The sequence below is a fragment of the Streptomyces sp. F63 genome, assembly GCF_018070345.1.
In the GTDB taxonomy this organism is placed as follows: Bacteria; Actinomycetota; Actinomycetes; order Streptomycetales; family Streptomycetaceae; genus Streptomyces.
This window is the reverse complement of the sequence record NZ_JAGPXX010000006.1, coordinates 1-11,848: the sequence shown is the minus strand read 5'-3', so window position 1 is coordinate 11,848 and position 11,848 is coordinate 1. Positions and strand designations below refer to the sequence as shown.

The following is an 11,848-nucleotide window of genomic DNA, read 5'->3' as shown; positions in this document are numbered from 1 at the left end:
CGGCTTCTGCGGATCGGCTGAGGCTGCTCACGCCGCGAGGGTCTCGGGGCGTTCGACGAGTTGGCCGCGTTCGAAGCGGGCCCCGGCACGGACCGGAGCGACGAGGTGGGGTGCGTTCACGGCCCGCCAACGGGCCTGGGCGGACTCGACCAGCTTGAAGACCATGGCCAGCCCGGCGGCCCGGCTGCCGGCGCCCTTGGTCACCTTGGTCCGCAGCCGCACGGTCGCGAAGGTCGACTCGATGGGATTCGTGGTCCGCAGATGGACCCAGTGCTCGGCGGGGAAGTCGAAGAACGCCAGCAGCTCGTCCTCGTCGTCCGTGATCTTCTTGACCGCCTTGGGGTATTTCGCGTTGTACTGCCGGGTGAACGCGGCGACGGCTTTGCGGGCCCGGTCCTTGGCCTCGGCGTTGTAGATGTCCTGGATCGCGCGCTTGGCCGCGGGCTGGGCCGACTTCGGCAGGGAATCGAGAACATTTGCGGTTTTGTGAACCCAGCATCTTTGTTCGCGGGTGTCGGGGAACACCTCGGCCAGGGCCTTCCAGAAGCCGAGCGCGCCGTCCCCGACGGCCAGCACCGGGGCGCGCATGCCCCGGCGGGCACAGTCGCGTAGCAGGCCCGCCCACGCCTCCGTCGACTCGCGATATCCGTCGGCCAGCGCGATCAGCTCCTTGGTGCCATCCGCCCGCACGCCCATCACCACCAGCACGGCGGCCTTGGCCTCCTCCAGGCGTATGCGCAGGTGAATGCCGTCGGCCCCCACGTACACGTAGTCCATGGCCGACAGATCGCGGTCCGTGAAGGCTGCGTGGTCGGCCTGCCACTGGGCCGTCAGCCGCGTGACCGTGGCCGGCGAAAGCCCGGCCGAACTACCGAGGAACTGCTCCAGCGCAGGCACGAAGTCCCCAGACGACAATCCGTGCAGGTAGAGCAGTGGCAGTACCTCGCTGATCTTCGGGGACTTCCGGGTCCAAGGCGGCAGGATCGCCGAGGAGAACCGCCTGCGTTCCCGCTGGTCGGCCAACTCGGCGATGTATGCGTTGACCTCGGCTTCCAGTGCGGCGGCCAGCATCCTGCGGGCGCCCTCCCGGACGATGTCGTCCAGCAGCGACGACCCGTCTCGCGTGGCGCCGTCTTCGTTGACTACGGTGAGCACGAACGTGCCTTCCCGACCGACGCCGCGAACGTCAGTCTTGCTCGGTGACCTATCGATCAATCACCCGGGAAGGTACGTCCTCCCGGGCCCGATCCACAGGATCTGAGCATTGCTCCCACTCCGGGGACAGTCCGGAGTCTCCAACAAACCCGGATCGGTTCAGTCAAGCCTGGATGGCAGCGGCATCCCGGAGTGCGTATGCGTAGCCTCTGGAGTTCTCCGGAATCAGTTGGGACATCCACTGGAAGAAACTGGTGGCTTCTTCTTTGATGGCCGCACTCAGTTCCTTCCTGGAACAGGATGCTACGCGTCGACCGTCTCCAGCGTCGCAGGTAACCAACATGCGCCCATTGCGCCCGTTTTCCAGGGTCAGCCGAATGGGCTGGTCAGGGAACAGGGTCTCGCTTTGGCCGGAAGTAGACGCCTCGCCGACCAAGCGGACAAGATAGGCCCACAACTGATCGACATAGTCGTACATGTCGCAGTCGATAATGGGGACATGGTTGATCGTCAGCTCTATGGCACCTTCCACATAATCGCGATCTCCGTCGTATGTGGAAACCTGGTCGACCGGGTGAAATTTTCCGTCTTCACCCATGAGATAGCTCTTCGCTTCAATCACGACTGCGGCACCTCCGTATGGCCAGAATTCGAAAATTTACACGCCCATAGGCGGCGGGCTCCGCCGACCTCAACGACGATGCCCGCCAAGCCCGTAAGCGGCTGTCCGTAATTCCTGGCGGGCGCGCGACGCCAGCTACAGGCCCCCCAGCCTTCGCGGTGGTGCCCCACGCCGCTGTGCCGGAACATCGGGTCTGCTGCACGACAAGTGTCATGCGGGGCTACGACCTGGTCCCGCCTGGGCAAAACCGGCCCTGGTCACGCTCCCCGTCTTGGCGCTCCTCTGCCTGGCCTACACCGTGCCCCCTGATCGTCACCCACCACCGTGCCAAAAGGAAGGCGCGTCACGAACGAACTGAGCACGCGCAGTGTGCCCGGCACTATCAGCAGCCTGGTAGGGCCGACCACCTTCGCCCCCTGGACAACACCCCGGGTGCAGCCACCGACGGACCACGGCGGCTGCCACTTGGCGCGACAGCCACTCGGCCAACGACTGGCAGACCTTGGACAAGAGCACGTCTACACCATCGAGGGCAGCGGCCGGGCCGCACGCCTGGCCAGCGGTGATCCCCACTCAACTCAGCCACTCGACCACCCAACGACCTTCCTCGAAGAAGGCCTCCAAAGAGGCAAAATCCTCCACCCACTCGTCACCACCGGCGACTTTCAGATCCGCGTCCTCAGCAGTCAGGACGAGATAGCTCGGAGGGTCGTCCGGGAGCTCCTGGATGAAAACAAAGCGTCCCTGTTCGTCCCCCGAGGCGATCCGCCCCAGTGTTTCCACCTTGATCATTCTTCATGCTCCCGAGCTGCGGGGGCCGCCGGTCCGGGTGGCTGGCGGCTGAGGTTGCCGGGCCTACGCGGGCCCCGGCCGACAGACGCCGGCCGGCGCCCACGGTGTCAGGATGCGACGCTCACCGCTCCTGCTCGCACATCCCTTCCTCCAGCTCCTGAATGCCCCGGTCGCCGGAGGCCACGCAGATCCAGCGGGTCGGCTCCTCGGCGTATGCCCAGCTCCGGGGATCGGCGAGCAGATCCTCCAGATCCTGCCCGGTGACCTCCTCGCCGGTGTGGTGCGCCGGCCACTCGTCGGACCGGAACACCTTGATGAACCCGAGCCGGCTCCAGCAGGCGATGAGACGGGTGAAGCGCGGGACGTGCTTCACCCACTCCCGCTCGTCCTCACTGTCGGACCAGTCCGCGAGCAGACTCCAGAGATCGGAGCCCTCGCCGCCATTGACGTAGAGGCAGTACTCGTGGTCTGCCCACGCCTTCACGGCCGGCTGCCCTCGACGTGACGCAGAAACTCCCGGACCGCGTCCAGTAGTTGCTCAGCTGCCGCGTCGCCCGGATCCCGGTCGGCCGCATCCGGGACGTAGTCCTCGACCACGTGGAAGAGTTGGTTCAGGATGCCGAACTCGACATCCGAGAGCCCATCGGCCTCTTTGAAGAGCGCCAAGAACTCCGCCTCGAACCCTTCGAGTGTGAGCTGCCCGGCGACGGCTCGCCGGGCGATCACCACAAAGGGGTCCAATGGTCCCGGCATCACAGACTTCCTCGTTCGAGAACGTTCTCCGCCTGTTTCCTGTTGAGCTTCCACCCGCTGATGAACTGCCCATTGCGGTCGGTCATCACATTCAGCCTCTTGGTCGGATCGTAGTAGTGCACGACGTCATCGCCCCGATAAGTTCCTCTGATCTTCATTGTTCCGGTGGCGGTGCCTGTCAAGTCAAATGAGACGAATATGATGCTATGAACTCTGTTGTTCGGTTTGGCGTCGCTTGGCGGGGTCGTTGATCCATGCCTGGCGGGGGATCGATGGCGGGACGGGGCGGCGGTTGAACCGCTCCGGATGCCGTTCGTAGGCGGCTGCGAGGGTGGCGGCTCGGTGCTCGCGTACCAGTTCCGCGGTGCCGAAGTGCACGCTGGCCGGCGTGTGATAGCCGATCCCGGAGTGCCGGTGGACGTGGTCGTAGTAGCTGATGAAGCCGTCCATCCACTCCCGGGCGTGTGTCAGTGAGTCGAACCTCTGCGGGAAGTCGGGCTGGTACTTGGTGGTCTTGAAGTGGCTTTCGCTGTAGGGGTTGTCGTTGCTCACCTTGGCGCGTGAGTGGCTGCGGGTGACTCCGAGGTCGATCAGCAGTTGCGAGACCTTCTTGGAGGTCATGGAGGTGCCCCGGTCGGCGTGCACGGTCTCGGGCACGATGCCGTTGCGTTCGATGGTCTCGCGAATCAACTCCTCGGCGCGGTCGGCCGATTCGGCACATTCCACCGTCCAGCCGACGATGTAGCGGCTGTAGATGTCAATGATGACGTAGGCGTGGTACCAGATGCCCTTGTCCGGACCGGCCAGCTTCGTGATGTCCCGGGTGAACACCTGCGAAGGGGCGTCAGCGACCAGTTCGGGCACGGTCTTGGCGCCGTGGGTGGCGATCCGGCGCCGCTCGCCGTCCTGCCCGGCCTCCTTCAGGATCCGGTACATCGTGCGCTCGGAGCAGTGGTAGCGGCCCTCGTCCAGTTCGCGGGCGTAGATCTGGGCCGGCGGCAGTTCGGCGTACTCGCCGCTGTTCATCAGCGCCAGCACTGCGGCTCGCTCGGTGGCCGACAGCGCGGTGACCGGGGCCGGACGCGGTCGCTTGGGTGCCGGCGGTTTGGGGTGCAGCCGCCGGTGGTGGGTCGCCCGGGAGCGTCCGGTGATCCGGCAGGCGTCCACGATGCCCACCAGCGGCCTCAACTCCTCGACCGCTGCGTGCAGGTGGCCGTCCAGGACCTGGCTCAGTCCGCGCTCTTGGACAGTGACTGCAAGAGCGCGTGTGTTTTCCCAGCACCTCCAGTGCCGCCTTCTTCTGGTCCACCTCCGCACGCAGCCGCTCGTTCTCCCGCCGCAGCCTGGCGTTCTCGGCCTCGGCCGGGTGCTTCCTGGGGCGGGCAGGGCTGGTGCGGTGGTCGGTCAGCTGCGCGAGCGCGCCGGCGTCACGGGCGGCGCGCCACTCGAGCACGTGAGAGGAATACAAGCGCTCGCGGCGCAGGATGGCGCCCTTCTCGCCGGCCGGGGCGGCGTCGTACTCGGCGACGATCCGCAGCTTGTACTCGGCAGTGAAGGTGCGGCGCTTCGGCATCGGCGCCGGATCGGGGCCGGAACCGCTGGTGCCGGTCATGCGGGAGGTTCTCCTGCTCGTTCGTCCACCCAGGCTAACTGATCACGCCGGGGTGTCTCACCCAACAGTGTCAGGGAGGGGCGCGACCGCAACCACCACATCGGCCCAGTGCTGATCTGCCATGACCACGACCTCGTACAGATTCTCCTCACCTCCAGCGCAGCCACCGATGCCCTGCGCAACCTGCCCGCAGTCGCGGCCATCATGGAGAACACCACCGACTGCGGACCCCACCGACGCCCACCCACCTGGGTCGTCCCCGGCCACAGCCGGGGCGCGGCAGTCCGCACCGACGCAGCAGCCCTCCGCACCGTCCTCACCGGGCCGACGCCCGCCATCAGGAGCACAACGCCCGGACCTCCGCTCACCCCCGCCGGAGAGCCGCGACCTTCCGAACCCTGCCTGTCCCACGACACTGTGCATCAAGGCTCCGAGGCCCGCTCGTCATCCCCAGAGTAGGTTCGCCGTTGCGGGCCAGGGCGAGCGCCTCCGCGAGGGCCGATGGTCCAGTCTGCGAACCTGAGCACGGCGACCGTCTGTACCGGGCCGCCTGGTACGCAGTTCGGCCTGCCGGCCCGGTACGTCCGAGAAGTGGTCGCACCGCCCGGGCCGCGCGGCTAGGCTCGCGTCGGGATTACCTACCACCGACGAAGGTGCCGGGACACGGGGGAAGTACGTTCATGGCCGATGTCAGGGTCGAGACGGTCGCGCTCGACACAGCCGGGAACAGGCAGATCTCCAGCCGAACACGGACGACCTCGTCCCTCGGTGAGCGCGCAGCCGAGATCGAGGAGGCGATCGTCCAGGCCTCCTCCCTCGCCCAGCAGTCCCTGGCGCAGGTCCCCGAGCGCGATGGCTGGCGGATCACCAGCCTGGACGTCACCTTCGGTCTGACCCTCGCGGCCGAAGCCGGAGTCATCCTGTCCAAGGCGTCGGCTGAGGCCTCGTTCGAGGTCACCCTCACCGTGGAGCGCACCCCGAGGAACCCGTGACGGGCATGGGCTACTGGGTCGACTTGTACCAGGCTCAGCAGCGGCTGGGCGGTGGCTTCCTGCTCACCCGCCGGTTCGTGCTCACCGCACTGCACTGCCTGCGCGGCTTGGCCCTCAACGAAGACGTCGACATCGAACTGGCGGGCGGAGAGCGGGTCGAGGGACGCATCTGCCGCCAGGACAAAGAAGCCGACCTGGCCCTCGTCGAGATCGGCGCCGAGCACCAGGTCACCCTGCCGATCCCCACGGCCGACGTCGCCCGCGACGGAGACCGCTGGCGCGGCCCCTACCGTCCTGCCGCACACGAAGCACATCTCAGCGGCCGGGTCAACGCAGGCGCCACACCGCACCTTTGCGTCGGGGGCGCGACCATCGAAGCGCTGCAGCTCACGGCGGACCAGCATCTCGGCGACTACTCCGGCTACTCGGGAGGGCCGATCGAAGGTGTGGGGGATGACGGCACCCGGCAGCCTGCGGTCGTCGGCATCCTCATCGAGCAGGCCCCGGACCGGGCAGCCGAGGCGCGCGCCGCCAACGTGCTGTTCGCCGCCACCATCAGGGAAGCCATCCGCCGCTTCGACCACCTCGATGTCGTCCACCTCATCGACGTGCTCAGGCCGCCGGCCCCCGACCGCCCGGGCCCCGACCGTGACCCGCCCGCTCGGGACGGTGCGACGCCTGCGCGGTTCGTGGACACGGAGGCGCTGTTGCTCCAGCTCGATGCCTGGGCGCAGCGCAGCCTCATCGATCCGTCCCAGATCGCCGAACTCAAGTTCATGGCCGTGAAGGCGCTCATCGAAGGCGAGAGGAACGAGGGCGGCGCATGAACGATGCCTGGCAGGACGCCCTCTATTACGCCACGCTCGCGGTGCGGGGCGACAGCACCGCGACCGCGCAGACCATGCTTGCCGTGGAACGTCTGAGTACGGACGAACACGTGCTGCGCCACCCGACCCTCAGCCACGATCTCGCCCTCCTGACGGCACTCCTCGACAGCCTCGGCCGGCACATGGCGTCGCAGGCCCTCTTACAGCACGTGGTGTCCCGACTGACGTGGGACGCCGACGGGCTGAACCTCGACATCGCCTCGCGCAACCAGTTGGCCGTGACGCTGGCCGACCGCGGGTATCTGGCCGCCGCCGCGACAGTGCTGTCCTCCGCCCTCCAGTTCGACCCGGACCACCCGGACCCGGACCGAGGCGCGACGGCCGCGCGCACGCTCGCCAACCTCGCGGCGCTCAAGATGCGGCTGAGAGACGGGGAAGGGGCCGACCGGACGGCCAAGCAGGCTCTGGAGCGGCTGGCTGCAGCGGAGCACCCCGAGGACGAGCCGGAAGTAAGCCTCTTGGTGCTGTCCATTCTCACGGAGACGGCACGGCGACAGGGCCGCCACGAAGACGCGGACCGTTTGCTGGATGCCCTGGAGCGGGCCGTCCGCCGCTTAGTGGCCCTGCTGGGCGGCGAGCACCCGCAGTCCCTGTCGGCGCTGGTCGCGCTGGCCACCGCCGAGTTCGAGTCTGCGCGAGCCGCCCGGGACCGTGACCGTATGCAACGCGCCGCGCACGTCCTGGCCGTGGCGTCCCAGAAGGCCGCGGCGACGATGGGGGCCAACCATCCGCAGTCGGTCGCCGCACTGCTCAGCCTCGCTGCGGTGGAAGGCGAAACGGCCCAAGACACGCGAGACAACCGCGGGATTGACGATGTCAGGGCCCTGTTCACGGAGGCCGCACGGCGCTGGGGCGTCATGCGACGGGGCGCCGGCCATGCTCCCCGAGCACCCATTCCAGCACCCGAGCCCCCAGGGCGCCGCGAGACCGACCTCCGGCGACCGGCACCCGAGCCAACAGCGTCTTGGGAAACCGACCTCGGGCGACCAACGCCGCCGCATTCCACCGTCAGGCCCATCATCACGGACCGGTCAACACCGGACCGGGGCGACGAGGGCACACAGGCGATGCGTTTCAGCGTGCTCGGTCCAGTTCGGGCGTGGCGCAACGCGGAGCAACTGCCCACCGGCTCTCCGCAACAACGAGCCCTGCTCGCAGCCCTGTTGCTGCATGGGGGGCGCACAGCCACGGCTGCCGAGCTGATCGACGCACTGTGGGGCGAGGAGCCACCATCAGCGGCCCTCGCCGCCCTACGTACGTACGCGGCCAGACTCCGCAAGGTGCTCACCGCAGAAGTGCTGGTCAGCGGGTCCGGCGGGTACGCGCTGCGTACCGGGGCCGGATCCGTTGACCTGGCGGATGCGCAACGTCTCGCAGCAGATGCGGAAAAGCTCCGATCGGCCGGGGAACGAGCACAGGCACGTGACATGTTCAACAAGGCCCTCGCTCTGTGGGACGGAGAGCCTCTAGCAGGCGTGCCCGGCCCTTATGCCGAAGCGCAGCGCGAAAGGCTGAAGGAGTGGCGGCTTCAGCTCAGCGAGACACGGTTGGGCTTGGATCTGGAACTCGGCCGCCACGCAGAGGCGGTCTCGGAGCTCACCGCACTCACCGCCGCCCACCCCCTGCGTGAGCGCCTGCGCGAACTGCTCATGCTCGCTCTGTACCGAAGCGGGCGCCAAGCCGAGGCGTTGGCCGTGTATGCGGACACCCGGCGCCTGCTCGCCGAGGAGCTCGGATTGGACCCGTGCACCGGCCTGCGCGAGCTGCACCAGCGGATCCTTGCTGCCGACCAGAGCCTTGAGTACGTGGCCTCACCGCGCCGCGAAGCGACATCGAGCAGCGTGCTGCCCTCGCAATTGCCCGCGACCGTCTTCGACTTCACGGGCCGAGCCGCCCTCGTACGGGAACTCGTTGGCCTCCTCGCCAGCTCCCCTGGGGCCGTTCTGGCCATCTCCGCCTTGGCGGGCATCGGAGGCGTCGGCAAGACCACCCTCGCCGTGCACGTCGCCCACCAGGCGCGCCAGGGCTTTCCCGACGGGCAACTGTACGTGGACCTGCAAGGAACCGGGGTCCGGCCCGCGGAACCCGAGACAGTCCTCGGGGTCTTCCTGCGTGCTCTGGGCATGGAGGACTCGGCGATCCCCGACTCGCTGGAGGAACGCTCGGCGTTGTACCGCTCGGTGCTGAACGGCCGCCGAGTGCTGGTCCTGCTTGACAACGCCCGGGATGCCGCCCAGGTACGCCCGCTCATCCCTAGCGCCGAGGGGTGCGCCACGCTTGTCACCAGTCGCGTCCGCATGGTGGATCTGGCCGGGGCTCATCTTGTGGACCTCGATGTGATGAGCCCGGACGAGGCACTGCAGCTGTTCACCAGGATTGTGGGCGGCGAACGTGTGGAAAACGAGCGCAGCGCTGCCCTTGACGTGGTCGCCGCCTGCGGGTTCCTTCCGCTGGCGATCCGGATCGCGGCCTCGCGCCTCGCTGCCCGCCGTACCTGGACCGTGTCCGTACTTGCCGCCAGGCTTTCCGATGAGCGCCGCCGCCTCGACGAGCTGCAGGCCGGCGATCTCGCGGTCAAGGCAACCTTCGAGATGGGGTACGGGCAGCTGGACCCGACGCAGGCGCGCGCCTTCCGTCTCGTCGGCCTCGCCGACGGACCGGACATCTCCCTAGCGGCGGCCGCTGCCATGCTCGACCAACCCCCCGAGGACACGGAGGACATCTTCGAAGCACTCGCCGACACCGGCTTCCTGGAGGCGGCGGCCCCGGGCCGCTATCGTTACCACGACCTCACCAGGCTGTACGCCCGCGCTTGTGCGGAGAGGGACGAACACTCCCAGGGTGAGCGGCGGGCGGCACTGACCCGCCTCCTCGACTTCTATCTGGCCACCGCAACCGGGGTGTACGCGGTCGAGCATCCCGGTGACCGGAGCGTGGAACATCTGGAATCCGCCCGGTATCCCGGCGTCGAATTCTCGTACCTGGACGACGCGCGGCGCTGGCTGGCGTCAGAGGCACAGTGCATCCTGTCCTGTGCCCGCCAGCTCGTTCACAGCTCCGAACTGCGCAGGGCGATCGACTTGCTGTGGAGCGTGAAAGACATCGTGGGATCCGGCAACTTCCGTCAGTACCAGGACACGGCGGCCGCAGCGCAGCGTGCCGCACGCGAGGCGCGCGACGCCCAAGCGGAGGGGCGTGCCTGTGCCGCGCTCACGGCGGTTCACCTGACGGCAGGAAACTTGCGGGAGGCCGATGCAGAGGCGCAGCGTGCGCTGGTGCTGGCCGTGGCGATCGACGACCCGGTGACCAGCGCCTGGGTGCCGTACGACCGAGGCGTCATTGCGCTCCAGGAGCGCCGCTACACGGAGGCGGACCGCTGCTTGCGGGAGGCCCTGTCACGGTTCCGCGAGGACGAGAATCCGTTCGGCGTGGCCAGCGCCCTGTGCCAGCTCTCCCATGTCGAGGCGAGCCTGGGCAATGTCCGCAGCGCGATCGCGCTCGCCGAGGAGGCCATCGAGCGGCTCGGCTCCGAAGCCGCCACCCTCGCCCTCGCCGAGTCGCGGTATGCGCTGGGGCTCGCCCTGTCCGCCGCGGGGCACATCTCCGAAGCGCTGGAGCAACTGGACCAGGCGCTCGGGATCTATGAGGAGTGCGCCCACGCGCTGGGGGAAGGCATGGTGCACCACCGGCGCGCCGAGATGCACCTCGGTGCGGGTCAGCCCGGCCGGGCTGCAGCGGAAGCCGAACTGGCGCTCGCGGTGCTGGGACGGGTGGGGGGCGCTCGGCGCAGAGCCGATGTCCTGGTCGTGCTGGGTGACGCCATGGAGGAGCGCGGGGAGTCCGCGCGGGCCCGGACCTGCTGGGCCGAGGCTCTCACGGTGTACGAGCAGGTGCCTGGGAGGGAGGGGTACGAACTGCGGGACCGTCTGAACGCACGGCTGGGCGGCCGGGCCGCGGGCAGGGAAACAGGTCGCCTCACGGGGACGTGATTCGTCGCGCCCGTAGTGCAGACGTCTCCGTGCTGCCAGCGGACCGGGGTGCGCCTACCGCCCTCTACTCGCTCCGCGCAAGCAGCAGGCTCTTCCGGAGCAGTCAGCGGTGCGGGCGGTTGACCCGCGCCTGGCCCGAGGGAACGCCGCATTGGCCACGCACTACGTGAAGACGAAGAAGGCATTGCCGATGACCCGGTGACTGGTCGGCCAACTCAGCGGCTGGCCTTCTCGGGCCAGCGGTGCAAAGCGATACGGCTGGACCCAGGCGGCACGTGCGTCACCCCAATCCTCCTTCGCCGGGCGTGCTCTCACATCGGTGCAGTGGCGGCGGTCGACGAGTCACTGGGCGCGCGAGCTTGGGCTGGCCCCCGCTACGCCGCTGCCGAGCTCGCAGTCCTCCAGTCGCCCAAGCCTTCAGACGATGAGAAACGCGAAGGGCCGGCCCCTCAGGGAGTCGGCCCTCCGGCTGCGGGGCGTGAGCCAACACGGCCCGCTGTGGGCCCCCGGACAGCTGTGGTTGGAGCCAATAGCAGTCAGGGCAGCGCCCGTCGCCCGAGCGCTTTCCGGATAGTTGCAGCGCGGGCTAAGGGCCGTCCCGTAATTGATGACCAGGCGTTAAGGGGTAGTCCGCGGGCTCGTATACAAGTCGGGGTTCACCTGCCGCCCGACTTGATCCATGGCCATTTGACGATGCAGACCACGACAGGGGCGACGAGCATGGCCAGCAGCCACAGGCCCACGCTCGCTGGAGAGTAGATGTGGTAGCGCCACTGCTCTGGCAGGGGCGACGGCGCGAGTAGGAGCAAGATCAGCGTGGCCCATGTGGCCAGCACGGCTGCCGCCATGCGCGCTGCGGTCATCTCTATCGGCCCCCTCAACGGTGCTCATCTCTTTGGATCGGATGATAGGGCGACTGAGAGGCCGTTCTCTTTCCGAACCTCATGTGCAGTTTCTGCTGGTCAGGCATGAGATAACGGTTGCTGCGGGAGTCTGGGTCCGTTGTTGGCCGAGATGTCCTGGGGGTGGCAGATGCCGTCGATGCG

General features: G+C 68.0%; 11 protein-coding genes. 3 read left to right on the top strand and 8 right to left on the bottom strand.

Going from position 1 to position 11,848, the window contains the following annotated elements:
* Positions 1 to 27: 27 nt before the first annotated feature.
* The 7 genes from KBZ10_RS08695 to KBZ10_RS08665 form a co-directional block, all read right to left on the bottom strand.
* A complete protein-coding gene (locus KBZ10_RS08695; RefSeq protein ID WP_210986938.1) occupies positions 28 to 1,155 on the bottom strand; it encodes an IS256 family transposase in 1,128 nt (375 codons plus the stop codon).
* Between the two features lie 163 nt (positions 1,156 to 1,318).
* On the bottom strand, positions 1,319 to 1,777 hold the full coding sequence (locus tag KBZ10_RS08690; protein WP_210986937.1) for a hypothetical protein: 459 nt from the start codon (positions 1,775 to 1,777) through the stop codon (positions 1,319 to 1,321).
* A 573-nt stretch (positions 1,778 to 2,350) separates the two neighbouring features.
* The gene (locus KBZ10_RS08685) at positions 2,351 to 2,569 is read right to left on the bottom strand and encodes a hypothetical protein (protein ID WP_210986936.1); all 219 of its coding nucleotides are present in this window, start codon (positions 2,567 to 2,569) and stop codon (positions 2,351 to 2,353) included.
* Between the two features lie 121 nt (positions 2,570 to 2,690).
* A complete protein-coding gene (locus KBZ10_RS08680; protein ID WP_210986935.1) occupies positions 2,691 to 3,053 on the bottom strand; it encodes a hypothetical protein in 363 nt (120 codons plus the stop codon).
* Positions 3,050 to 3,322 (bottom strand): colicin immunity domain-containing protein, encoded by a 273-nt coding sequence (locus tag KBZ10_RS08675; RefSeq protein ID WP_210986934.1) that lies wholly within the window; start codon positions 3,320 to 3,322, stop codon positions 3,050 to 3,052. The genes KBZ10_RS08680 and KBZ10_RS08675 overlap by 4 nt, the downstream gene beginning before the upstream one ends.
* The gene (locus KBZ10_RS30495; RefSeq protein ID WP_374223329.1) at positions 3,322 to 3,480 is read right to left on the bottom strand and encodes a colicin D domain-containing protein; all 159 of its coding nucleotides are present in this window, start codon (positions 3,478 to 3,480) and stop codon (positions 3,322 to 3,324) included. The genes KBZ10_RS08675 and KBZ10_RS30495 overlap by 1 nt, the downstream gene beginning before the upstream one ends.
* Positions 3,481 to 3,526: 46 nt before the next feature.
* Positions 3,527 to 4,531: an IS3 family transposase gene (locus KBZ10_RS08665; protein ID WP_210987117.1), complete on the bottom strand. Its 1,005-nt coding sequence runs from the start codon at positions 4,529 to 4,531 to the stop codon at positions 3,527 to 3,529.
* A gap of 1,083 nt (positions 4,532 to 5,614) precedes the next feature.
* Between KBZ10_RS08665 and KBZ10_RS08660 the strand changes: the two genes are divergently transcribed.
* From KBZ10_RS08660 to KBZ10_RS08650, 3 genes are all read left to right on the top strand, one after another.
* Complete coding sequence (locus tag KBZ10_RS08660; RefSeq protein ID WP_210986932.1) at positions 5,615 to 5,926, top strand: CU044_2847 family protein; 312 nt, start codon at positions 5,615 to 5,617, stop codon at positions 5,924 to 5,926.
* Between the two features lie 5 nt (positions 5,927 to 5,931).
* Positions 5,932 to 6,753: a trypsin-like serine protease gene (locus tag KBZ10_RS08655; protein WP_282107792.1), complete on the top strand. Its 822-nt coding sequence runs from the start codon at positions 5,932 to 5,934 to the stop codon at positions 6,751 to 6,753.
* Between the two features lie 1,127 nt (positions 6,754 to 7,880).
* A complete protein-coding gene (locus KBZ10_RS08650) occupies positions 7,881 to 10,802 on the top strand; it encodes a BTAD domain-containing putative transcriptional regulator (RefSeq protein ID WP_210987116.1) in 2,922 nt (973 codons plus the stop codon).
* Positions 10,803 to 11,458: 656 nt separating this feature from the next.
* On the opposite strand, the gene KBZ10_RS08645 is transcribed toward KBZ10_RS08650, so the two are convergent.
* On the bottom strand, positions 11,459 to 11,665 hold the full coding sequence (locus tag KBZ10_RS08645; RefSeq protein WP_210986930.1) for a hypothetical protein: 207 nt from the start codon (positions 11,663 to 11,665) through the stop codon (positions 11,459 to 11,461).
* Positions 11,666 to 11,848: the final 183 nt, after the last annotated feature.

What these genes read in the sequence shown, in the direction of transcription:
- KBZ10_RS30495 (WP_374223329.1), bottom strand. Translation starts at nt 3,480, where the DNA reads ATGAAGATCAGAGGAACTTATCGGGGCGATGACGTCGTGCACTACTAC.
- KBZ10_RS08675 (WP_210986934.1), bottom strand. Translation starts at nt 3,322, where the DNA reads ATGCCGGGACCATTGGACCCCTTTGTGGTGATCGCCCGGCGAGCCGTC.
- KBZ10_RS08645 (WP_210986930.1), bottom strand. Translation starts at nt 11,665, where the DNA reads ATGACCGCAGCGCGCATGGCGGCAGCCGTGCTGGCCACATGGGCCACG.
- KBZ10_RS08650 (WP_210987116.1), top strand. Translation starts at nt 7,881, where the DNA reads ATGCGTTTCAGCGTGCTCGGTCCAGTTCGGGCGTGGCGCAACGCGGAG.
- KBZ10_RS08660 (WP_210986932.1), top strand. Translation starts at nt 5,615, where the DNA reads ATGGCCGATGTCAGGGTCGAGACGGTCGCGCTCGACACAGCCGGGAAC.
- KBZ10_RS08655 (WP_282107792.1), top strand. Translation starts at nt 5,932, where the DNA reads ATGGGCTACTGGGTCGACTTGTACCAGGCTCAGCAGCGGCTGGGCGGT.
- KBZ10_RS08685 (WP_210986936.1), bottom strand. Translation starts at nt 2,569, where the DNA reads ATGATCAAGGTGGAAACACTGGGGCGGATCGCCTCGGGGGACGAACAG.